The organism is Pseudomonas sp. R2-60-08W (genome assembly GCF_003852335.1).
In the GTDB taxonomy this organism is placed as follows: domain Bacteria; phylum Pseudomonadota; class Gammaproteobacteria; order Pseudomonadales; family Pseudomonadaceae; genus Aquipseudomonas.
This window is the reverse complement of the sequence record NZ_CP027731.1, coordinates 4,722,422-4,744,650: the sequence shown is the minus strand read 5'-3', so window position 1 is coordinate 4,744,650 and position 22,229 is coordinate 4,722,422. Positions and strand designations below refer to the sequence as shown.

The 22,229-nt window shown below is 58.1% G+C and carries 26 protein-coding genes and 1 tRNA gene; 22 read left to right on the top strand and 5 right to left on the bottom strand.

Annotated features, from left to right (window positions below; genetic code table 11):
- Positions 1–91: 91 nt before the first annotated feature.
- Complete coding sequence (locus C4J90_RS21630; RefSeq protein WP_124420780.1) at positions 92–739, top strand: LysE/ArgO family amino acid transporter; 648 nt, start codon at positions 92–94, stop codon at positions 737–739.
- On the opposite strand, the gene C4J90_RS21625 is transcribed toward C4J90_RS21630, so the two are convergent.
- Positions 701–1,030 (bottom strand): hypothetical protein, encoded by a 330-nt coding sequence (locus C4J90_RS21625; RefSeq protein WP_124415550.1) that lies wholly within the window; start codon positions 1,028–1,030, stop codon positions 701–703. The genes C4J90_RS21630 and C4J90_RS21625 overlap by 39 nt on opposite strands.
- 221 nt (positions 1,031–1,251) lie before the next feature.
- Positions 1,252–1,620, bottom strand: coding sequence for a cupin domain-containing protein (locus C4J90_RS21620; RefSeq protein ID WP_124420779.1), 369 nt, complete (start codon positions 1,618–1,620; stop codon positions 1,252–1,254).
- A 219-nt stretch (positions 1,621–1,839) separates the two neighbouring features.
- Between C4J90_RS21620 and C4J90_RS21615 the strand changes: the two genes are divergently transcribed.
- Positions 1,840–2,517, top strand: a complete 678-nt coding sequence (locus C4J90_RS21615; RefSeq protein WP_124420778.1) for a hypothetical protein — start codon at positions 1,840–1,842, stop codon at positions 2,515–2,517.
- A 13-nt stretch (positions 2,518–2,530) separates the two neighbouring features.
- Positions 2,531–3,217 (top strand): tetratricopeptide repeat protein, encoded by a 687-nt coding sequence (locus C4J90_RS21610; RefSeq protein WP_124420777.1) that lies wholly within the window; start codon positions 2,531–2,533, stop codon positions 3,215–3,217.
- A gap of 94 nt (positions 3,218–3,311) precedes the next feature.
- On the opposite strand, the gene C4J90_RS21605 is transcribed toward C4J90_RS21610, so the two are convergent.
- Positions 3,312–3,644, bottom strand: a complete 333-nt coding sequence (locus C4J90_RS21605; protein WP_124420776.1) for a hypothetical protein — start codon at positions 3,642–3,644, stop codon at positions 3,312–3,314.
- Between the two features lie 1,357 nt (positions 3,645–5,001).
- On the opposite strand from C4J90_RS21605, the gene C4J90_RS21600 reads away from it, so the two are divergent.
- Positions 5,002–5,580, top strand: coding sequence for a hypothetical protein (locus C4J90_RS21600; protein ID WP_124420775.1), 579 nt, complete (start codon positions 5,002–5,004; stop codon positions 5,578–5,580).
- A 740-nt stretch (positions 5,581–6,320) separates the two neighbouring features.
- Positions 6,321–6,629: a DUF3077 domain-containing protein gene (locus C4J90_RS21595; RefSeq protein WP_124420774.1), complete on the top strand. Its 309-nt coding sequence runs from the start codon at positions 6,321–6,323 to the stop codon at positions 6,627–6,629.
- Positions 6,630–6,796: 167 nt separating this feature from the next.
- Here the strand turns inward: C4J90_RS21595 and C4J90_RS21590 are convergent.
- Positions 6,797–6,881 (bottom strand) — tRNA-Leu (locus C4J90_RS21590).
- Between the two features lie 108 nt (positions 6,882–6,989).
- Here C4J90_RS21590 and queA point away from each other — a divergent pair.
- The 6 genes from queA to C4J90_RS21560 all read left to right on the top strand — a co-directional run bounded on the left by queA (position 6,990) and on the right by C4J90_RS21560 (position 13,066).
- Positions 6,990–8,039 carry a tRNA preQ1(34) S-adenosylmethionine ribosyltransferase-isomerase QueA gene (queA, locus tag C4J90_RS21585; protein WP_124420773.1) on the top strand — a complete coding sequence of 350 codons (1,050 nt, stop codon included), beginning with the start codon at positions 6,990–6,992 and terminating at the stop codon, positions 8,037–8,039.
- A 5-nt stretch (positions 8,040–8,044) separates the two neighbouring features.
- The gene (gene tgt / locus C4J90_RS21580; RefSeq protein ID WP_032858353.1) at positions 8,045–9,160 is read left to right on the top strand and encodes a tRNA guanosine(34) transglycosylase Tgt; all 1,116 of its coding nucleotides are present in this window, start codon (positions 8,045–8,047) and stop codon (positions 9,158–9,160) included.
- 43 nt (positions 9,161–9,203) lie between these two features.
- The gene (gene yajC, locus C4J90_RS21575; RefSeq protein ID WP_003175975.1) at positions 9,204–9,542 is read left to right on the top strand and encodes a preprotein translocase subunit YajC; all 339 of its coding nucleotides are present in this window, start codon (positions 9,204–9,206) and stop codon (positions 9,540–9,542) included.
- Between the two features lie 62 nt (positions 9,543–9,604).
- Positions 9,605–11,476 (top strand): protein translocase subunit SecD, encoded by a 1,872-nt coding sequence (gene secD, locus C4J90_RS21570; protein ID WP_124364302.1) that lies wholly within the window; start codon positions 9,605–9,607, stop codon positions 11,474–11,476.
- Between the two features lie 9 nt (positions 11,477–11,485).
- Positions 11,486–12,400 (top strand): protein translocase subunit SecF, encoded by a 915-nt coding sequence (secF, locus tag C4J90_RS21565; protein WP_122489141.1) that lies wholly within the window; start codon positions 11,486–11,488, stop codon positions 12,398–12,400.
- Positions 12,401–12,523: 123 nt separating this feature from the next.
- Positions 12,524–13,066: a glycine zipper 2TM domain-containing protein gene (locus C4J90_RS21560; protein WP_005791197.1), complete on the top strand. Its 543-nt coding sequence runs from the start codon at positions 12,524–12,526 to the stop codon at positions 13,064–13,066.
- A 223-nt stretch (positions 13,067–13,289) separates the two neighbouring features.
- On the opposite strand, the gene suhB is transcribed toward C4J90_RS21560, so the two are convergent.
- Complete coding sequence (gene suhB / locus C4J90_RS21555; RefSeq protein ID WP_003175971.1) at positions 13,290–14,105, bottom strand: inositol-phosphate phosphatase; 816 nt, start codon at positions 14,103–14,105, stop codon at positions 13,290–13,292.
- Between the two features lie 145 nt (positions 14,106–14,250).
- On the opposite strand from suhB, the gene trmJ reads away from it, so the two are divergent.
- The 11 genes from trmJ to ndk all read left to right on the top strand — a co-directional run bounded on the left by trmJ (position 14,251) and on the right by ndk (position 22,227).
- Entirely contained in the window at positions 14,251–15,021 is a 771-nt protein-coding gene (trmJ, locus tag C4J90_RS21550; RefSeq protein ID WP_124364301.1) for a tRNA (cytosine(32)/uridine(32)-2'-O)-methyltransferase TrmJ, read from the top strand.
- 2 nt (positions 15,022–15,023) lie between these two features.
- Positions 15,024–15,806 carry a serine O-acetyltransferase gene (cysE, locus tag C4J90_RS21545; RefSeq protein WP_124415540.1) on the top strand — a complete coding sequence of 261 codons (783 nt, stop codon included), beginning with the start codon at positions 15,024–15,026 and terminating at the stop codon, positions 15,804–15,806.
- A 301-nt stretch (positions 15,807–16,107) separates the two neighbouring features.
- Positions 16,108–16,599 (top strand): Fe-S cluster assembly transcriptional regulator IscR, encoded by a 492-nt coding sequence (gene iscR, locus C4J90_RS21540; RefSeq protein WP_003194020.1) that lies wholly within the window; start codon positions 16,108–16,110, stop codon positions 16,597–16,599.
- A 50-nt stretch (positions 16,600–16,649) separates the two neighbouring features.
- On the top strand, positions 16,650–17,864 hold the full coding sequence (locus tag C4J90_RS21535; protein ID WP_124415539.1) for an IscS subfamily cysteine desulfurase: 1,215 nt from the start codon (positions 16,650–16,652) through the stop codon (positions 17,862–17,864).
- A 99-nt stretch (positions 17,865–17,963) separates the two neighbouring features.
- Complete coding sequence (iscU, locus tag C4J90_RS21530; protein WP_003175965.1) at positions 17,964–18,350, top strand: Fe-S cluster assembly scaffold IscU; 387 nt, start codon at positions 17,964–17,966, stop codon at positions 18,348–18,350.
- A gap of 28 nt (positions 18,351–18,378) precedes the next feature.
- Entirely contained in the window at positions 18,379–18,702 is a 324-nt protein-coding gene (gene iscA, locus C4J90_RS21525; protein WP_003209680.1) for an iron-sulfur cluster assembly protein IscA, read from the top strand.
- 8 nt (positions 18,703–18,710) lie between these two features.
- On the top strand, positions 18,711–19,232 hold the full coding sequence (hscB, locus tag C4J90_RS21520; RefSeq protein ID WP_014719822.1) for a co-chaperone HscB: 522 nt from the start codon (positions 18,711–18,713) through the stop codon (positions 19,230–19,232).
- 51 nt (positions 19,233–19,283) lie between these two features.
- Positions 19,284–21,146, top strand: coding sequence for a Fe-S protein assembly chaperone HscA (gene hscA / locus C4J90_RS21515; RefSeq protein WP_124420772.1), 1,863 nt, complete (start codon positions 19,284–19,286; stop codon positions 21,144–21,146).
- 3 nt (positions 21,147–21,149) lie between these two features.
- A complete protein-coding gene (gene fdx, locus C4J90_RS21510; RefSeq protein WP_057723961.1) occupies positions 21,150–21,491 on the top strand; it encodes an ISC system 2Fe-2S type ferredoxin in 342 nt (113 codons plus the stop codon).
- A gap of 14 nt (positions 21,492–21,505) precedes the next feature.
- Entirely contained in the window at positions 21,506–21,709 is a 204-nt protein-coding gene (iscX, locus tag C4J90_RS21505; protein WP_124420771.1) for a Fe-S cluster assembly protein IscX, read from the top strand.
- Positions 21,710–21,801: 92 nt separating this feature from the next.
- Positions 21,802–22,227, top strand: coding sequence for a nucleoside-diphosphate kinase (ndk, locus tag C4J90_RS21500; protein ID WP_003175956.1), 426 nt, complete (start codon positions 21,802–21,804; stop codon positions 22,225–22,227).
- Positions 22,228–22,229: the final 2 nt, after the last annotated feature.

The following is a 22,229-nucleotide window of genomic DNA, read 5'->3' as shown; positions in this document are numbered from 1 at the left end:
CACATGCTTGCGAACCTAGTGTGTGTTGCATTCCTTTACATCTGCCGGAACAGCCACTGACGAGCTTTTCCCGTCGGGAGTCGAACATTCCATGTTTCCTTACTTCAACGCGCTCTACCTCGAAGGCCTGCTCCTGGGCATCGGTCTGTTCGCAGCCCCAGGCCCGAAAGACACCTTGGTCATCCGCCAAGGTGTCAGCCGTGGTCCCATCTGGGGAGTGGTCGCCGTCTGCGTCGTCTCCGATATGCTGTTGATCGCCGTAGGCATCACAGGTTTGGGTTCGCTATTGGACAGCCGTCCCAATCTGGTAGCGCTCTTGCTACTTTCCGGTGCGGCCTATTTGCTGTGGTTCGGTGGACAGCGCCTGCTGGCTTGCCTGCGTGACCAGTCCATGCCGAACACCCAAGTCGGCCATTCGCAACAAGGGCTGTTGCGTGCGGCAATGGTGCTGGGTTTTGCCAACCCCTACGCGTGGCTCGATACCGTCGTGCTGATCGGCTCGATCGGCGCCGCTAAACCGGCAGGCCAGCAAGCACTCTTTGCGACGGGGGCGATGACCGCGTCGCTATTGTGGTTTGTAGTGTTGGCGCTTGGCTGTCAACGCTTGACGGGGTTGTTTCGGACGCGGGTGGTGTGGCGCTGGCTGGATGCGGGGGTGGCGGTGTTGATGGTGTATCTCGCCGGAATGCTGATCACCGATTCACTGGATGTCTTTCAGGTAGTCCTTGAGGGTGGTTAGCGGTGCGACCAGTGCGTCGAGCTGGTCCGTATTGTGTACGGCGGTTGCCAGTCGTTGCAGTTCGCGCCCCATTACCGTATCGGTTCCACCCAGTGCAGTCAGCGCCTGCCTGATGCACTCATCGATTTTGAGCTGAATCGTCTCTACATCCCCCTGGCGCACCAACAACCCAAACACCTCGCGGTCATACGCTTGCATCACCGGATCATCCCGCAAAACCGGACTGCCGCCGTCTGTCTCGTGCACCAGCTTCAGTGCAAAGAGCGCAACCGCTTCCAGCGTCAATTCCATGGTCTCTGTTCCTGGGGCTTTAGGGGAGGGCGATGATCACTGTTCTGCGCGTGAAAAAAAAGACCCCTTGTTGTGAAGCGTTTGGCAGTTGTTAGAGGCTTATGGGATACGTGGAGTAAGTGTCGCCATCCCTGAAGTATTTGCGGCTCAGTCATCGTTGCACCGGGTAATGGTCAGCCGTTATTGGGCTCAGCGTGGGCACTTCAAATAAATGCCGGCCTTCATATCCACTGATCATTCACTGCGGTACGGTCACCGCCTTCATGGCCTGTGTTCAAAATGCCGCGTGGCTCAATCATCATCAACTTGGCTTCGCCTTCGGCGGCCGTTCGGTGCTCTACGCCACGGGGGACCACATAGAGTTCACCTGGCTCTACATAAACTGGGCCACCTGGAAGGTCGATACGCAACGTTCCTTCCAGTACCAGGAAGGCCTCGTCGGTTTCGGGGTGGGAGTGCCAGATGAACTCGCCCTCGATGCGTACTACCTTGAATTGGTAGTCGTTCATTTCGGCGACCAAGCGTGGGCTCCATTGTTGATCGATGAGTGAGGCTTTTTGGGTGAGGTTTATGGGGGAACGCTGGACCATGACGGATGCTCGGATGTGGGAGAGTGGTCAGGTTAGTGGCGCACGGCGTGGGAGGGCTTGTACGATCTTGCAGGACGGCGGTGGACGATTTCGCCATCCCATGTTCAACGCCTGTTTTCAGCTAAAAGAAGAAGCTGGCCACCTCCGGCACGCCGGTTTTGCTAAAGTTCGCTACCCATGGGCCGACAGCCTTAGTTCCCATCTCACGGATGATTTGAAATGCTCCGCTTCGTCTTTTCCGGCATTGCCTTGCTCGCCGTCGCCGCGGCCTCTAATGCCCAAGCCCAGACCCAGACCGTCACCACGCCCGAACAGCTGCTGACCGAGTTCTCTCGTTGCGACGCGCGTTTTTTCGAGAGCCTGAGCAACGCCCGCCTGCCGGCTAATACCGTGCGCCTGAGTCAGTACGGCTCGGTCAAGGCCCCGACCATCTTGAATCCGCTGCAGGAAGGTGGCACTTACCAACAGTTCGACACACCCCTGATCGTCAACGGCGTGCGTATGGTCGGCTATTACAACCAGGCCCAAACCATGAAGGACGTGGGCAATTTTCTGTTCTGGGGGTTCGTAGCCGACGGCTCGCCGCAAGAGGTCGCCGCAAAACTCAAGCCGCTGATTGTCGACAACACACGCTTTGTCAGTCAGGGCAAAGCCATCACCCGCGCCGAAATTCGCCGCGTCGGTGACCCGATCGGCCAATGGCGCACCGAAGGCTTGACCGGCCCCGGCGTTGCCACGCCGTTTGGCTTCGTAGACCGTGTGTTGATGGTCGACACGGGTGACGCGTCACCGCCATTGGCAGGCCGCACCACGGTGTTCTGCTCGCTGCAAGGCACCGTGACCGCGCCGCTCTTGCAGGTCTATCGCCCTGACCTCAACGCTCGCTTGTTCGACTAACAAGGAAGTCTTCATGAATGCTCGCTGGCCCGCACTGATCACAGGCATCTTCATCCTCACCGGATGCGCCGGAACGCCAAACCCGCAAAAAGCCAACCTCGCCCACTGCGCTAATCAGTTCAAGGCGTCCAAAGCCGAAAACTACCCGCTGGTGCTGCAGGAAGGTGACTTATGCCTGCAGAAAAATACGCTGCCCCCCTCGCTGCAAAGTTTGATTTACGCAGTTCAGGCCGACGCCTACAGCAACCTCAAGCGTTTTCCCGAAGCCGTGGTCGCCAAGGAAAAATCCATGCATCTGGCGGTCAAGCCTGATCCGCGCGACAACCTGGACTTGAGCGCCATGTATCGCGACGTGGGTAACCCGAAAAAAGCCCTTGAGCTTGTGCAGTACAACCTGGACAACAATTTGGGAGAAGCCGGAAAGGGGGCGGGCTTCCACATGCCGACCTACTATCATCTGGGCCTCGCGCTGACAGACCTGGGTCAGTACCGAGAAGCCGCTGAGGCGTTTAGCACCGGCCTCCAGCGCCAGCCGGACTTTGCGTGGGCCTTTTATGCGCGCGGGATCGCGTACGATCATTTGGGCGATAGGGAGTACGCCAAGGCCGATTTCCTGAAGTTCTCGCAGATCGTCAAAAAAAAGTACGTGAAGGAAGAGAACACGGCCAAGCTTGCTGAGTATGGGATTTCGGTGCCGTAATAGAAAACAGAAGCGAAAAGGGGACGGGTTTATTTCCTGGAAATAAATCCGTTCCCTTTTTTTGTCCAATTCTCAAGAAAGAACCATCAAGGCTTTATGACGTGTAAGCCTGCCGCACTTTGCCGGCGAGCCAAGATAGCGTTATCGCCGGAATTGAGAGAACAGCCGCATACAGGATACCGGCAGCCAGCAACGGGGAAGCACCAGAAGTAACTAAAATCACCGGGATCTGAGCAAGCATTACCATGGCGCCTGCGGACCACTGGGCGCTTTTTAGCACGGCTCCAAGAATCACTGACAAAGCAAGCGCGGCGGGATAGATGATCGTCCAATAACTAGCCAGGTCCCAAGGCTCCTTGGTTCCTGTGATTGCTGAAACAACAGTCCAAAAAACCAGGGACACAACGCAGGTAAAAGTGAATGCCATGATTTCCTATGTTACTTCGTCGAAAGACCGGTGGACGCAATCGGAAACCCGAAAAGGGAACGGATTATTTTTTCTGGAAACCCCGTCCTCTTTTAATGTCCGGTTTAACTGAGTGCAGGCAATCAAAACCTTATTGGAAAAGCGGGTCAACCATGAAAACAACAAGGGCGGCAATTCTTCTGGTATTCACCGCCGTCGCAGGCCTGAACGGTTGCTATGACTACCGCAGTGGCAAACATTGGAACCTCACAGACGACCGCGATTGGAAACCGGTGTCCCACGTGGCGTGGGTCAATCAGTCCTGTAACCCACCCGTCACGATCTCAACGGTAAGTGCCGGGGAAAGCTACGCTCATTCTCTGTTCCTTATTCCGCTAGGGTTTGGGGGAGGGACTGGTAACCCGCCAACCACCTCTTTTATTGTCACGGGGGAAGGTTTGGCTGGTCACTGTGACAGCACTGCGTTGGCCGTATCTGTGAATGGGCGCACGCGAAATGACACGACAATTTCAGCCTGTTCAAAAACCCCGGACTGCTGCGCAATATCCGTCCCTGTCAGTCGCGGTGACATGGAGTCGGTGCAAGTCGCGATCAATAAAACCGGTGCGTCTTGCAGCTATGCCCCACTGTTGCTCAATAGCTGGCGGCATGTTTGCCTGCGGGAGACCCGATTTGGTGGGTCGGACGGATGTGACTACTGAATAGCCCGAAAAGGGGACAGCGTGATCGTTCCCTCGCTCCGCGTGGGAATGCATCCCGTGACGCTCCGCGTCACCATCGCGCAAGTGCCGGATGTTGCGCTGAAAGCAGGACGCGGAGCGTCAGGGGTGGCATTCCCACGCAGAGCGTGGGAACGATCATGAACGTTAAATTTACTACCTAATACCGCGGCTTGAGTTGGTAAGCATTGCAGTCTCGGCAACCGCGCATATCGGTATGGATCGAGTGGTTATCGCGTAGATAGCAACGTGGGAGGCCGGATTGGAAGAAACCAGCGCAGCTATTGACGCTGGATCCGTTAGCCAAGGGCGGCCATCGGCCGATTCTATTGAAAAGTCGTTTGCCCAAAACGCGCGAATACTGATTGGGTAAAAACACCTCTTTTGCGTGCGGCTACGAGAAATCCGAGTCGTGAACCACTGCCCAAAATACAGATTTCAGTCTCAGGCGCCAATTTTTCCGCCGTGGAAGCCAAAGCCGACTTTTTCAACAAAATTGCCGACTACCGTCTGTCGTGTCCAGCCGAGGTGAAGCACTTTATTGTGGTTCAGAATACGAAGCGTGTAGTCAAGTGAATGTCCCTACCTGCACCTGACTGAGTGCTATGATAAGGCCATTATTCAACGGGTACGTGTACATGAGCTTTCTTGAAACGTATGGTAAAGAGATCTTTGCGGTGATCGTAGCTGCAGTTCCTTGGTTACTTGATCGATTCAAAGGGAAGGCTCGCCTCCAGTACTCTCAGTCGCATAGTCATAATTTTTTAGTACAACAGCCACTTTTTAATCCGGACGGAGAACTTGTTCGTGAAGTGCAAACCGCTAACACGAGATCGTTCATTGTGTACAACGCTGGTCGCGAAACCTCGACAAAAGTCGAAATTGTCTTCAATTGGAAACCGATATGTAACATTTGGCCCTTGAGGCATCACACTGAACACGTGATGCCAGATAATCGCTATGCCATTGTGTTTGACAGCCTCTCTCCGAAAGAAAACATAAGCATACATATTCTGGCCGTGAATGGAGAACTTCCAATGCTCACGACGGTTAGAAGCGATCAAGCGGTTGCTGAATATGTGGAGACGCATCCCATGCAAGTCATTAGCCGATTCCAAATCCGCGTCTTTACCACGATGTTCTACATTGGACTTTTCACCTGCGTTTACATGCTTCTTCTTGGAGTGCAAAAACTAGGATTGATACCTGCTACCTAGATGTATTTTTTACTCGTTGTACTTCTTTTGAAATGGTTCATTTGGTCTTGGCGGACGTGACGAAACAGACCCTGTGATTTAGCCGGTCGATGACTGCTTTTGGCTAAATTCTGTTGAAAACTCGGTTTGTCAAAAACGCCCGAATTGATGGGTATAAACCTCTTTTGCGTGCTGCTACGTGAAATCCGAGCCATGAATTCCTACCCAAAACACCGATTTCAATCTAAGACGCGAACTTTTCAGCCGTGAAAAACCGAAGCCGATTTTTTTCAACAAAATCGACCGACTGCGGCCTGTCGGAGCATCACTCACCGGCTAAGGCGAGGTAGCAGGGGGCAGATCACGATGTTGTTGAATTGATAACCTCAGCCTGGCTATCAGAAACTTCTCGCCACAGATCCCAGCTTTTAGACCCGCACGCTTCTGAGCTAACTTCCCACCGTCACTGCAAAATCAGTGACCGGGCCTGATAACCCGTGGAACAATAGGCGCTCAAGCGTCTCCAGCACCATGCCGACGCTTTTTTGCGTCCGCACATCCGTGTTATGGCGGCTGTGCGCGGGAGGCCTTCGGGCCTGCCGGGTTCCTATTGTCCCGGTTTATCAGCCTGCGCACAGCTGCCACCCTTTCGCCTGATAACGAATGTGGCAGCTTCTCGACATTAGGAGCTAAAGCATGAGCGTTTCTGATAGGTCATACCCTCGCAATCCCACCACCCCCACCCTCCTGGGAGGTGCCCAATGATCAACCCACCCCTCAATAAAACCCTCGGCGTCATCACCTTTTCCACCTGCGGCAAACAGCCCAACCTCCACCGTCTATTCCGCGTCAATTCCGGCGTACCGATCCGCGATGCCCTGGAGCATGCCTCCGAGCTTCTCCACTGTTCAAAAATGCTGGCATTGGATGCAGCCATGGACAAAAGCGCCGATCGCTATGCCTGGGCCGCGCATTATTTGGGGGAGATGGCGAAGGCGGTGGTGGATGATTTGGCGAATGGGATGTTGCCGAATGGGGTGGTGGAGGAGGGGGAAGCGGTTGGTGTGTAGGCAGGTGGTTTTGAGGGTGTTGGGACTGGCGTAATCGCAGGCAAGCCAGCTCCCACATTTGGATCGTGTTTCAGGTTGAAAGGGGGTGGTGGGCGATGAAGCCGCCGGCCGCCCACTTTTCTACAGACGAAAAAAAAGACCTTGAATTTCAAGGTCTTTTTTTAAGATGGTGCCCCGAGGGAGACTCGAACTCCCACTCCTTTCGAAAACGGATTTTGAATCCGCCGCGTCTACCAATTCCGCCATCAGGGCTCAATGGCGGCGAAGTATAGAGATGAGATTACCGTTGGTCAATCACGTTTCATGGTCAATTTTGACTATTTCCGCTAGACTTCCCGGCCCTGCTAGACGAACCCCATCATGCGCGTTGCTGACTTTACTTTTGAGCTCCCTGATTCGCTGATCGCTCGCCACCCGTTGGCCGAGCGTCGCGCCAGTCGACTGCTGACCCTGGACGGGCCGAGCGGTGCCCTCGCACACCGTCAATTCACTGATTTGCTTGAGCATTTGCGCCCGGGCGATTTGATGGTGTTCAACAATACCCGGGTGATTCCGGCGCGGCTGTTTGGCCAGAAAGCCTCCGGCGGCAAGCTGGAAATTCTGGTGGAGCGGGTGCTGGACAGCCATCGTGTGCTGGCCCATGTGCGCTCCAGCAAGTCGCCGAAACCGGGCTCGGTCATCTTGATCGATGGCGGTGGCGAGGCCGAGATGGTCGCGCGCCATGATGCGTTGTTCGAGCTCAAGTTTGCCGAAGAGGTGTTGCCGCTGCTGGAGCGCGTCGGCCATATGCCGTTGCCTCCTTATATAGACCGCCCCGACGAAGACGCGGACCGCGAGCGCTATCAGACGGTGTACTCCCAGCGCCTCGGTGCTGTGGCGGCGCCGACGGCCGGGTTGCATTTCGATCAGCCGCTGCTGGATGCCATCGCCGCCAAGGGCGTCGAAAGCGCCTATGTGACCCTGCACGTGGGGGCCGGTACGTTTCAGCCGGTGCGTGTGGAGAACATCGAAGACCACCACATGCACAACGAATGGCTGGAAGTCAGCCAGGACGTTGTGGATGCGGTCAATGCGTGCAAGGCGCGCGGTGGCCGTGTGGTGGCCGTGGGCACCACTAGCGTGCGCTCGCTGGAGAGCGCGGCGCGTGATGGCGTGCTCAAGCCGTTCAGCGGCGACACCGATATCTTCATTTATCCAGGCCGGCCGTTCCATGTGGTCGATTGCCTGGTGACCAACTTCCATTTGCCGGAATCCACGCTGTTGATGCTGGTGTCGGCATTTGCCGGTTACCCGGAAACCATGGCTGCTTATCAAGCGGCTATCGCCAACGAGTACCGCTTTTTCAGCTACGGTGATGCGATGTTTATCACCCGCAACCCGGCGCCGCGCGGCCCTGAGGACAACTTATGAGTCGTATGTCGTTTGAATTATTGGCCACCGACGGCAAGGCCCGTCGTGGTCGCCTGACTTTCCCGCGCGGCACCGTGGAGACCCCGGCGTTCATGCCGGTCGGCACCTACGGCACCGTCAAGGGCATGCTGCCGCGTGACATCGTCGCCACCGGCGCCGAGATCATCCTCGGCAACACCTTTCACCTGTGGCTGCGCCCGGGCACGGAAGTGATCAAGAAGCACGGCGACCTGCATGACTTCATGAAGTGGCAGGGCCCGATCCTCACCGACTCCGGTGGCTTCCAGGTGTTCAGCCTGGGCGCCATGCGCAAGATCAAGGAAGAGGGCGTGACCTTCGCCTCGCCGGTGGACGGTTCCAAGGTGTTCATGGGCCCGGAAGAATCGATGCAGGTGCAGCGCGACCTGGGTTCGGACATCGTGATGATTTTCGACGAGTGCACGCCGTACCCGGCTGACGAAGACGTCGCGCGTATTTCCATGGAGCTGTCGTTGCGTTGGGCCCAGCGTTCGAAGAATGCCCATGGCGATAACACCGCGGCGTTGTTCGGTATCGTCCAGGGCGGCATGCACGAAAGCCTGCGCAAGCGCTCGCTGGAAGGCCTCGACAAGATCGGCTTTGACGGCCTGGCCATCGGCGGTTTGTCGGTGGGCGAGCCCAAGCATGAAATGATCAAGGTGCTGGATTACCTGCCGGGCCTGATGCCGTCTGACAAACCTCGTTACCTTATGGGCGTTGGCAAACCGGAAGATCTCGTAGAGGGTGTGCGCCGCGGTGTGGACATGTTCGATTGCGTGATGCCAACCCGTAATGCCCGCAATGGGCATCTGTTCATCGATACAGGCGTGCTGAAGATCCGTAACGCGTTCCATCGCCATGATGATTCGCCGCTGGATCCCACCTGTGACTGCTACACCTGCCAGAACTTCTCCCGTGCTTATCTGCACCATCTGGACAAGTGCGGGGAAATGCTGGGTAGCATGTTGAATACCATCCACAATTTGCGTCATTACCAAGTCCTGATGGCTGGTTTGCGCGAGGCTATTCAACAGGGTACATTGGCCGCCTTCGTCGATGCCTTCTATGCCAAGCGCGGGCTCCCTGTGCCGCCCTTGGACTGAGTTTCCCGACCCTAAGATTCACTATTTGCAACTGGAGTGCTAAATGAGCTTTTTTATCTCTAACGCCATGGCTGACGCCGCTGCGCCTGCCGCTGCCGGCCCGATGGGCGGTGGTTTCGAGTGGATTTTCCTGGTCGGCTTCCTGGTCATCTTCTACCTGATGATCTGGCGTCCACAGGCCAAGCGCGCCAAAGAGCAGAAAAACCTGCTGGGCAGCCTGCAGAAAGGCGACGAAGTCGTGACCACTGGCGGTATCGCCGGCAAGATCACCAAGGTTTCCGATGCTTTCGTGGTACTGGAAGTATCCGACACCGTGGAAATGAAGTTCCAGAAGGGCGCCATCGCCGCCACGCTGCCTAAAGGCACGCTCAAAGCGATCTAAGTAACAACCTTTACCAATCGACGGGGCGCGCAAGGCGCCCCGCGTTATAAGCGGGCGGCGTGATGCTGAACAAATACCCTCTGTGGAAATACGTACTGATCCTGGCGGTGCTGGCGGTCGGTTTTATTTATTCCGCTCCCAATCTCTATCCTGATGACCCGGCGATCCAGATCTCTGGCGCCAGCACTTCGCTGCAGGTCAACCAGGCTGATCTGGAACGCGCGAGCAAAGCGCTCAACGACGCGGGCATCCAGGTTAAAGCGGCAACATTGGCGGCTGGTGCGAAGGGTGGCTTGTTGCGCCTGACCAAGCAAGAAGACCAATTGCCGGCCAAGGACGTCGTGCGCAAGGCCATGGGTGATGACTATGTTGTCGCACTCAACCTGGCACAGACCACGCCACAATGGTTGCGCAGCATTGGCGCGCACCCGATGAAGCTGGGTCTGGACTTGTCCGGCGGTGTGCACTTCCTGCTGGAAGTTGACATGGACAAAGCCCTCGACGCACGCCTGAAAGTCTATGAAGGCGACGTGAAGAGCCTGCTGCGCAAAGAGAAGCTGCGTTATCGCAGCCTGCCGCAGCTCAATGGCGCCATTCAGTTGGGCTTTGCTGACGAAGCATCCCGCGAACAGGCCCGTGCGCTGATCCGCAAGAACTTCAACGATTTCGACATCGTGCCAGCCGACTTGAATGGTCAGGCGGTGCTGCGTCTGGCGATGAGCCCGGCCAAGATCGCGGAAATCCGCGAGTACTCCATCAAGCAGAACTTGACCACGGTACGTAACCGCGTCAACGAGCTGGGTGTGGCCGAGCCGATTGTGCAGCGCCAGGGCGCCAACCGCATCGTGGTTGAATTGCCGGGCGTGCAGGACACCGCAGAAGCCAAGCGTATTCTGGGTAAAACTGCCAACCTGGAGTTCCGCCTCGCGGCTGAGCCGGGTGCTTCGCGCGCGACGTCCGAGGAATTCGAATTCCGTGAAGGCAACCGTCCTCCGGCACTGATCGAGCGTGGCTTGATCATCACCGGTGACCAGGTCACTGACGCCAAGGCTGGTTTCGACTCGCAGCACGGCACCCCTGAAGTGAATATCCGCCTGGATGGTCATGGCGGCGAACTGATGAGCCGCGCCACGCGCAGCAACGTCGGTCGCAGCATGGCGGTGATCTTCATCGAGCAGCGCCCGATCACCACCTACACCAAGCAGATGGTCAACGGCGTCGAGAAAGACGTGCCGGTGCAGACCTTCAAGGAAGAGAAGAAGATCATCAGCCTGGCGACCATCCAGTCGCCACTGGGTGCGCAATTTCGCATCACTGGCCTGAACGGCCAGGGCGAGTCCTCCGAGCTGGCGCTGCTGCTGCGTGCTGGTGGCCTGGCCGCGCCGATGTACTTCGCTGAAGAACGCACCATCGGCCCGAGCCTGGGTGCCGATAACATCACCAAGGGTGTCGATGCGGCGCTGTGGGGCATGCTGTTCGTGTCCTTGTTCATCATCGCCATCTATCGCTTTTTCGGCATCATCGCCACCGTGGCCCTGGCGGGCAACATGGTGATGCTGCTGGCGCTGATGTCGCTGCTGGGCGCTACGCTGACCCTGCCGGGTATCGCCGGTATCGTGCTGACCATGGGTATGGCGGTCGACGCCAACGTGCTGATCTTCTCGCGGATTCGTGAAGAGATCGCCGCCGGCATGACCGTACAGCGTGCAATCAACGAAGGCTTCGGCCGGGCATTCACCGCGATTCTCGACTCCAACCTGACCACTTTGCTGGTCGGCGGGATTCTCTTTGCCATGGGCACCGGCCCGGTCAAAGGTTTTGCGGTGACCATGTCCCTCGGTATCTTTACCTCGATGTTCACGGCCATCATGGTGACCCGCGCAATGGTCAACCTGATCTTTGGCGGACGTGACTTCAAGAAGTTGTGGATTTAAGGGGCTGCCATGTTACGTACAATCAACTTCATGGGCGTTCGCAACATTGCGTTCGGCGTCACCGTGCTCCTTACCGTTCTGGCGTTGTTCAGCTGGTTCCATAAGGGCCTGAACTACGGCCTGGACTTCACCGGCGGTACGCTCATCGAGCTGACCTACGAGAAGCCGGCCGACGTCACCCTGGTGCGCAACGAGCTGGTCAAGGCCGGCTATCACGAGGCGGTGGTGCAGAGTTTTGGCGCTACTACCGACCTGCTGGTGCGCATGCCTGGCGAAGACCCGCAACTGGGTCACCAGGTAGCCGAGGCCTTGCAGAAGGTCGGTGGCGACAACCCGGCGTCGGTCAAGCGCGTCGAGTTCGTCGGCCCGCAAGTGGGTGAAGAACTGCGCGACCAGGGCGGCCTCGGCATGCTGATGGCGCTGGTCGGCATCATGATCTACCTGGCGTTCCGCTTTCAGTGGAAGTTCGGTGTCGGCGCCATTGTGTCGCTGATCCACGACGTGATCGTGACCGTGGGTATCCTGGCCTACTTCCAGATCACCTTCGACCTGACGGTGCTGGCGGCGGTGCTGGCGATCATTGGTTACTCGCTCAACGACACCATCGTGGTATTCGACCGGGTTCGTGAGAACTTTCGCGTACTGCGCAAGGCAACGTTGATCGAGAACATCAACATCTCCACCACCCAGACGCTGCTGCGGACCATGGCCACGTCGATCTCCACCTTGCTGGCGATCGCAGCACTGATGATCTTCGGTGGCGACAACCTGTGGGGCTTCTCCCTGGCACTGTTCATTGGTGTTTTGGCCGGTACCTACTCATCGATCTACATCGCCAACGTGGTGCTGATCTGGCTGAACCTGAACAGCGAAGACCTGATCCCTCCGGCCAGCACTGGCAAGGAGGTCGACGACCGTCCTTGATGGGCGTTTGTTGATCAGCGGTTACAAGAAAGGCGCGAGATTGAACTCGCGCCTTTTTTTTGGCTCCAAGGCTGGGTATAGCGCGGATCTTTCGGTCCGTTTGTGATGGTCAGGAGGTTCAACGTGAACAAGTCGTTGCTGGTTGGTGCGGTATTGGGTGCTGTCGGTGTGACTGCCGGGGGTGCTGTTGCCACCTACAGCCTGGTAAAAAGCGGCCCTGAGTATGCGCAAGTGCTGGCGGTGCAGCCGGTAAAAACCCAGATTAAAACCCCGCGTGAGGTCTGCAAGGACGTCACAGTGACCCGGCAGCGTCCGGTGCAGGATCAGCATCAAATCGCCGGTACCGTGGTCGGCGCCCTTGCCGGTGGCCTGCTGGGTAACCAGATCGGCGGCGGTAACGGCAAGAAGCTCGCTACCGTAGCGGGTGCGGTCGGTGGTGGTTATGCCGGTAACAAGGTTCAGGAAGGCATGCAGAACCGCGATACCTACACGACGACCCAGACGCGTTGTAACACCGTGAATGACATCAGTGACAAGGTGGTTGGGTATGACGTGCGTTACAACCTGGATGGCAAGGAGGGTACGGTGCGTATGGAGCGTGATCCGGGTGGTCAGATTCCGGTGGACAAGGAAGGGCGTCTGATCCTTGGTCAGAATCAGCAGTAATCTGAGTCTGGCGCAGGTTCAAAAATCTGTGCAATTCAAAAATGTGGGAGGGGGCTTGCCCCCGATAGTGGTGGGTCAGTCAGCTAATCATTTGCTGACACACTGCAATCGGGGGGCAAGCCCCCTCCCACATTTGATCTGTATTGCTGCTGATAGATGGGCCTGGCTCAAATCCCAGGCATAAAAAAAGCACCCCGCGGGGTGCTTTTTTGTGCTCGCTCGCTTAGCGCTTCAGCGAAGCCGGCAGGTGCGGCTGGATCGCCGTCAGCACTGCCTTGAAGCATTTGGTGTTGCCGGCAACCACATGGCCTTTCTCAAGGAAGTCATGACCGCCGGTGAAGTCGCTCACCAAGCCGCCCGCTTCCTGGATCAACAGGGCGCCCGCCGCCATGTCCCACTCCGACAGGCCCGACTCCCAGAATGCATCAAAACGACCGGCGGCAACGTAAGCCAAGTCCAGGCTCGCTGCGCCAGCGCGACGGATACCCGCAGTCTGGCCAACCAAGGCGCGGAACATGCCCAGGTAGTTTTCCAGGTTGTCCATTTGATCGTCACGGAACGGGAAGCCAGTACCCAGCAAGGCGCCATCCAGGCTGGTGCGCCCGCTCACGCGCAGGCGACGGCCATTGAGCTGGGCGCCACGGCCACGGCTGGCGGTGAATTCTTCCTGGCGAACCGGGTCGAGAACGACGGCGTGTTCCAGGCGGCCACGGTATTTGCACGCGATGCTCACAGCAAAGTGTGGGATGCCGCGCAGGAAGTTGGTGGTGCCATCCAGTGGGTCGATGATCCACAGGTAGTCTTCGCCTTCACCGCTGCCTTTGTGCAGGCCGGTTTCTTCACCGAGGATGCCGTGGGTAGGGTAGGCCTTGCGCAGGGCGTCGATGATTTTCTGTTCGGCGGCGCGATCCACCTCGGATACATAATCCTTGGCGTCTTTTTCGTCGACCTTGATGGTATCCAGGCGCTCGATAGAGCGGAAGATCAATTCACTGGCGCTGCGGGCGGCGCGCAGCGCGATATTCAGCATGGGCTGCATGGATGTGTCACCTAAGGTTGTTAAAGAAAGCCGGGCATTCTAGCAGAAACTTTCTTCAGGTGAAGGACGACGTTAGCTTTCATGGCATAACCTTGGGCGGTTCTGTAAGATTTGCTCCCCTTTCCCGTGTCCGAGAGCGCCTCCCTTGCTGCAAAACATTCGTGTCGTCCTGGTCAATACCAGTCATCCCGGCAACATCGGCGGGGTGGCGCGAGCCATGAAAAACATGGGGCTGACGCGCCTGGTGCTGGTCGAGCCACGTGTGTTTCCGCACCACGAGGCCGATGCCCGCGCATCCGGTGCCAATGACATCCTGGAAAACGCCCAGGTTGTCGCCACCCTGGAAGATGCCCTGGTCGGCTGCAACCTGGTGCTCGGCACCAGCGCCCGTGACCGTCGCATTCCCTGGCCGCTGCTGGACCCGCGTGAGTGCGGCACCAAAGTGGTGGAAGAGGCGGCGGGCGGTGCAGAAATCGCGTTGGTATTTGGTCGTGAAGACTCCGGTCTGACCAATGAAGAGCTGCAGCGATGTCATTACCACGTGCACATTCCATCAGACCCTGAGTTCAGTTCGCTGAACCTCGGCGCGGCGGTGCAGGTGCTGACTTATGAGGTGCGCATGGCCTGGCTGGCGGCTGCCGGTCAGCCAAGCAAGATGGAAAAGGACGAGGTTGCATCGACCAAAAGTGGCGAGCTCGCCACCATGGACGAGCTGGAGCGCTTCTATGAGCACCTGGAGCAAACCCTGGTGGCCATCGAGTTCCTCGATCCTGAAAAACCACGGCACTTGATGGCGCGCCTGCGTCGCCTTTACGGGCGCAGCTCGGTCAGCCGGGCGGAAATGAATATATTGCGTGGCATCCTCACGGAGACCCAGAAAGCGGCCCGTGGCGAGCTCCTTAAGCGGAAGGATTAAAAATGTTCGAGCGTTTGCGAGAAGATATCCAGAGTGTTTTCCACCGTGACCCGGCGGCGCGCAACGCCTTTGAAGTGCTGACCTGCTACCCGGGCATGCACGCGATCTGGATTCATCGTTTGTCCGGCGCCTTGTGGGGCATGGGCTGGAAATGGCTGGCGCGGCTGGTGTCGAACTTCGGGCGCTGGTTGACCGGGATCGAGATTCATCCGGGCGCCAAGGTCGGCCGTCGTTTCTTTATCGACCATGGCATGGGCATCGTGATTGGCGAGACGGCTGAAATTGGCGATGACGTGACCCTCTATCAGGGTGTCACCCTGGGCGGAACCACCTGGAATAAAGGCAAGCGCCACCCCACGCTGGGCGACGGTGTGGTGGTGGGCGCGGGCGCCAAGGTGCTCGGCCCGTTCACCGTAGGCGCCGGTGCCAAGGTGGGCTCCAATGCGGTGGTGACCAAGGCAGTGCCGCCCGGTGCCACGGTTGTGGGCATTCCTGGACGGATCATCGTCAAGCCGGAAGTGGGCGACGAGCAGGAGGCCAAGCGTAAGGCCATGGCCGAAAAAATCGGCTTCGATGCCTACGGCGTGAGCGAAGACATGCCCGACCCGGTGGCGCGTGCCATCGGCCAGTTGCTTGACCACCTGCAAGCGGTGGATGGCAAGCTGGATGGGATGTGCGGCGCGCTGAAGGAATTGGGCAGCAGCTACTGCGCAAAAGACCTGCCTGAGCTGCGCGAAGAAGACTTCGCCGAGATCAAGAGCGAAACCGCTACCAAGGCCAGCTGAGGTCTAAGACCCGCCGCAATAACCCTGTGGGAGGGGGCTTGCTCCCGATAGCAGAGTGTCAGCCACCAGAGTTTTGGCTGATCCACCGCTATCGGGAGCAAGCCCCCTCCCACATTTGATCCTCATTGGTCTGGGAATTTCTGCCAAACCCTGTTCCCGCTGTTCCTCCCCACCCCATCCTGCTATGATTCGCGCGCCCTTTTTACGGGTAATCCTGACTAAAGTACTAGGTCTTATAGTTGACTTAAATACTCGGGAATCGCATACTTGCTCCCATTCTGAAACACCTTGGTACTTGTCCATGAGACTGACTACAAAAGGCCGATACGCGGTGACTGCCATGCTCGACCTGGCTTTGCACGCGCAAACTGGGCCGGTGTCCCTGGCCGATATCTCCGAGCGCCAAGGCATTTCCCTGTCCTACCTCGAGCAGCTGTTCGCCAAATTGCGCCGTAGCAACTTGGTTTCCAGCGTGCGGGGGCCAGGTGGTGGCTATCAGTTGTCCCGCGACATGCAGGGCATTCAGGTGGCCCAGGTGATCGACGCGGTCAACGAATCCGTCGATGCCACCAAATGCCAGGGCCTGGGTGACTGCCACGCCGGCGACACCTGCCTCACGCACCACTTGTGGTGTGACTTGAGCCTGCAGATCCATGAGTTTTTGAGTGGTATCAGCTTGGCTGATCTTGTGACTCGCCGTGAGGTGCAAGAAGTAGCCCAGCGTCAGGACCAGCGCCGTTGCAACACCAAGGCGCCGCGTCTGGACAAGATCGAAGCGTCCGCCGTCGAGTGACAGCCGCAGAGCTAACGGCACGCCAGCCAGCCTGATTTAGGAGAAAGTCCATGAAATTGCCGATTTACCTTGATTACTCAGCGACCACCCCGGTTGATCCGCGTGTCGCGCAAAAAATGAGCGAATGCCTGCTGGTTGACGGAAACTTCGGCAACCCGGCCTCCCGTTCCCACGTATTCGGCTGGAAAGCCGAGGAAGCGGTCGAGAGCGCTCGTCGCCAGGTCGCCGACCTGGTTGGCGCAGACCCGCGCGAAATCGTCTGGACCTCCGGTGCCACCGAGTCCGACAACCTGGCAATCAAGGGCGCGGCGCATTTCTATGCGACCAAGGGCAAGCACCTGATCACCACCAAGATTGAGCACAAGGCTGTCCTCGACACCATGCGCCAACTGGAGCGTGAAGGTTTTGAGGTCACCTACCTCGAGCCGACCACCGACGGTATCGTCACCCCGGCCATGATCGAAGCCGCGCTGCGTGAAGACACCATCCTGGTTTCGGTGATTCACGTGAACAACGAAATCGGCACCATCAACGACATCGAAGCGATTGGCGAACTGACCCGCTCCAAGGGCATTCTGCTGCACGTCGACGCCGCTCAGTCCACCGGCAAGGTCGACATCGACCTGTCCAAGCTGAAAGTCGACCTGATGTCGTTCTCGGCCCACAAAACCTACGGCCCTAAAGGCATCGGCGCGCTGTACGTGAGCCGTAAGCCACGGGTGCGTATCGAAGCGACCATGCATGGCGGTGGTCACGAGCGCGGCATGCGTTCCGGCACCCTGGCGACCCACCAGATCGTTGGCATGGGCGAAGCCTTCCGCGTCGCCAAGGAAGACATGGCGGCCGAAAACGTGCGCATCAAGGCCCTGAGCGATCGCTTCTACAAGCAGGTCGAGAACCTTGAAGAGCTGTACATCAACGGCAGCATGACTGCCCGCGTACCGCACAACTTGAATTTGAGCTTCAACTACGTCGAAGGCGAGTCGCTGATCATGGCGCTCAAGGACCTGGCGGTATCGTCCGGTTCGGCCTGCACCTCGGCGTCCCTTGAGCCTTCGTATGTATTGCGCGCCCTGGGCCGCAACGACGAACTGGCACACAGCTCGATCCGCTTTACCTTCGGCCGCTTCACCACTGAAGAGCAAGTCGACTACGCCGCGCAGAAAGTCTGCGAAGCCGTCAACAAGCTGCGCGTTCTGTCGCCGCTGTGGGACATGTACAAAGACGGTGTCGACATTTCCAAGATCGAGTGGGCGGCACACTAACTATAGAAGCCGCCACCCAAGCTCTGTAGGAACGTGGCGGTAAACGCAGGCGTTTCTACAGGGTTCCAGAGCGGCCCTGATGAGTGAGGATTCAGTACCATGGCTTACAGCGAAAAGGTCATCGACCACTACGAAAACCCGCGCAACGTCGGCAAGATGAACGCGGAAGATCCTGATGTCGGCACTGGCATGGTTGGCGCTCCGGCGTGCGGCGATGTGATGCGCCTGCAGATCAAGGTCAACGACGCTGGCGTTATCGAAGACGCCAAGTTCAAGACCTACGGCTGCGGTTCGGCCATCGCCTCCAGCTCCCTGGCGACCGAATGGATGAAAGGCAAGACCCTGGATGAGGCTGTCACTATCAGCAACACCCAGCTGGCCGAAGAACTGGCCCTGCCACCGGTGAAAATTCACTGCTCGGTACTCGCCGAAGACGCCATCAAGGCGGCCGTTCGCGACTACAAGCAGAAGAAAGGCTTGATCTAAGTATTTGGCGACGAGTAAGGAGTCAACGATGGCTATCAGCATGACAGAAGCGGCTGCGCAGCACATTCGCCGCTCCCTGAATGGGCGCGGTAAAGGTGAGGGGATTCGTCTGGGTGTTCGCACCACGGGCTGTTCCGGCCTTGCCTACGTGCTGGAGTTTGTCGACGAGGTGGTTGAAGAGGATCAGGTGTTCGAAAGTCACGGCGAGAAAGTGATCATCGACCCAAAGAGCCTGACCTACCTGGACGGCACCGAGCTCGATTTCGTCAAGGAAGGGTTGAACGAAGGCTTCAAGTTCAACAACCCCAACGTACGCGGTGAATGTGGCTGCGGCGAAAGCTTCAACATCTGAGGCTTCTTGTGGGTACTCCTTGTCATTTCGCTTTATTCGAGTTGCAACCGAGCTTTCGGCTGGACCTCGAGCAGCTTGCCACGCGCTACCGAGAATTGGCGCGTGGCGTGCATCCGGACCGTTTCGCTGACGCTTCCGAGCGTGAGCAACGCCTGGCGCTGGAGCAATCGGCCAGCCTCAACGAAGCCTATCAGACGCTGAAAAGCCCCCCCAAGCGCGCGCGTTATTTGCTTGCGATGAAGGGCGGTGAGTTGCCGATGGAAGTCACCGTGCATGACCCGGACTTCCTGATGCAACAGATGCAGTGGCGCGAAGAACTTGAAGAGTTGCAGGACGAAGCCGATGTGGCTGGAGTCGCGGTCTTCAAGCGGCGTCTGAAAACCGCCCAGGATGAGCTCAACGAAAGCTTCGCAGCCTGTTGGGATGATGCGGCGCAACGCGAGCAGGCCGAGCGCCTGATGCGGCGCATGCAGTTTCTCGACAAGCTCACCTACGAAGTGCGCCAGCTAGAAGAGCGCCTCGACGATTAACCCAGTGCTGCCCGTGATGCACGCCTGATAGACAGATAAGACCTGATTACCATGGCTCTACTGCAAATCGCCGAACCCGGCCAAAGCCCTCAACCGCACCAGCGTCGCCTGGCGGTCGGGATTGACCTGGGCACCACCAATTCACTGGTCGCCGCCTTGCGCAGCGGCCTGTCCGAGCCGCTGCCCGATGCCGATGGCCAAGTGATCCTGCCATCCGCCGTGCGTTATCACGCCGACCGCATCGAAGTGGGCGAGTCGGCCAAGCTGGCAGCGTCTACCGACCCCTTGAACACCGTGCTGTCGGTCAAGCGCTTGATGGGCCGTGGGTTGTCCGACGTCAAGCAATTGGGCGACCAGCTGCCGTACCGCTTTGTCGGCGGCGAATCCCATATGCCGTTCATCGACACCGTCCAAGGCCCGAAAAGCCCGGTGGAAGTGTCAGCCGATATCCTCAAGGTGCTGCGCCAACGTGCGGAAACCACCTTGGGCGGCGAACTGGTCGGTGCGGTGATCACCGTTCCGGCGTATTTCGATGACGCGCAGCGCCAAGCCACCAAGGACGCGGCGAAACTCGCCGGTCTGAACGTGCTGCGCCTGCTCAATGAGCCGACTGCGGCTGCCGTGGCTTACGGCCTGGATCAGCATGCTGAAGGCCTGGTCGCGATTTACGACCTGGGCGGCGGCACCTTTGATATTTCAATCCTGCGTTTGACCGGCGGCGTCTTTGAAGTGCTGGCCACCGGCGGCGACAGCGCCCTCGGCGGTGACGACTTCGACCATGCCATCGCGAGCTGGATCATCAGCAGTGCGGGCTTGTCTGCCGATCTCGACCCAGGCGCGCAGCGCAGCCTGCTGCAAACCGCCTGCGCCGCCAAGGAAGCGCTGACGGATGCTGCAACTGTTGAAGTTTCCTACGGCACCTGGTCGGCCCAACTGACGCGCGAAGCTTTCGATGCGTTGATCGAGCCCATGGTCGCCCGCAGCCTGAAAGCCTGCCGCCGCGCGGTGCGGGATTCCGGTATCGAACTGGAAGACGTCGGTGCCGTGGTCATGGTGGGCGGCTCCACCCGTGTTCCGCGCGTGCGTGAAGCCGTCGCCCAAGCCTTTGGCCGCCAGCCGTTGACTGAAATCGACCCGGACCAAGTCGTCGCCATTGGCGCCGCGATCCAGGCCGATACCCTGGCCGGCAACAAGCGCGATGGTGGCGAATTGCTGCTGCTTGATGTGATTCCGTTGTCCCTGGGCCTGGAAACCATGGGCGGCCTCATGGAAAAGGTGATTCCACGCAACACCACCATTCCCGTCGCCCGCGCCCAGGACTTCACCACCTACAAAGATGGCCAGACGGCCATGATGATCCATGTGCTGCAAGGCGAGCGCGAGCTGATCAGCGACTGCCGCTCCCTGGCGCGCTTTGAATTGCGCGGTATCCCGGCCATGGTTGCGGGCGCGGCGAAGATTCGCGTGACCTACCAAGTGGACGCCGACGGCCTGCTCAGCGTGGCTGCGCGCGAGTTGGCCTCGGGCGTTGAAGCCAGCATCCAGGTCAAGCCGTCCTACGGGCTGACTGACGGCGAAATCGCCAAGATGCTCAAGGACTCGTTCCAATATGCCAGCGACGACAAGGTCGCCCGTGTGTTGCGTGAGCAGCAAGTCGACGCCCAGCGCCTGCTCGAAGCGGTGCAGGGCGCCCTTGAGGCTGACGGCGAGCGCCTGTTGGATAGCGAGGAGCGCATGGTCATCGACCTGCAGATGCAGGAGCTGGCCGAACTCGTGAAAGGCACCGATGGTTACGCCATCGAGCAGCAGACCAAGCGTCTGTCGCAAGTGACCGATGCTTTTGCCGCCCGTCGTATGGACCAGTCGGTAAAAGCCGCCCTGGCGGGACGCAACCTGAATGAACTTGAGGATTAACTGATGCCGCAGATCATTTTTCTGCCACACGCCGAGCATTGCCCGGACGGTATGGTCGTGGAGGCTGAGACCGGCAAGTCCATCCTTGAAGTCGCCCACGACAACCACATCGAGATCGAGAGCGCCTGCGGCGGTGTGTGTGCCTGCACCACCTGCCACTGCATCATCCGCGAAGGCTTCAACAGCCTGGAAGAGGCCGATGAGCTGGAAGAGGACTTTCTTGACCGCGCCTGGGGCCTGGAAGCGACTTCTCGCCTAAGCTGTCAGGCCAAGGTCGGCACTGAAGACATTACGGTCGAAATCCCGAAATATTCGCTCAACCATGCGGCCGAAGCGCCGCATTGATTCAAGGAAATGTCATGAGCCTGAAATGGGTTGATGTACAAGAAATCGCTATACAACTTGCTGAAGCTCATCCTGAGGTCAATCCTCTGGCAGTGAACTTCGTCAAGCTGCGCAACCTCGTGATGGCGCTGCCGGAATTCGACGACATCCCGGACCGGGGTGGCGAAAAGGTTCTGGAGGCGATTCAAGGTCTGTGGATCGAAGAAGCAGACGACTGAGCCGCCTTTTTACGCAGTTAGGCAATACCCAATAACCCGCGTATAATTCGCGGGTTTAATTTTTCGTAAATTACCGTTTCTGGAGTTACACCATGGCTGTTCAACGTACTTTCTCCATCATCAAGCCTGACGCTGTTGCAAAAAACGTCATCGGCGAGATCACCACTCGTTTCGAAAAAGCCGGCCTGAAGGTTGTAGCTTCGAAACTCAAGCAACTGTCCAAGGCTGAAGCTGAAGGCTTCTACGCTGAGCACAGCGCTCGTGGCTTTTTCGGCGACCTGGTTGCCTTCATGATCTCCGGTCCTGTTGTTGTTCAGGTTCTGGAAGGCGAAAACGCTATCGCTCTGAACCGTGAGCTGATGGGCGCTACCAACCCTAAAGAAGCTGCTGCCGGCACCATCCGTGCTGACTTCGCTGAATCCATCGACGCTAACGCTGTACACGGTTCGGACTCCGAAGCCGCTGCTGCTCGCGAAATCTCGTACTTCTTCGCAGCTACCGAAGTAACCGCTCGCTAAGC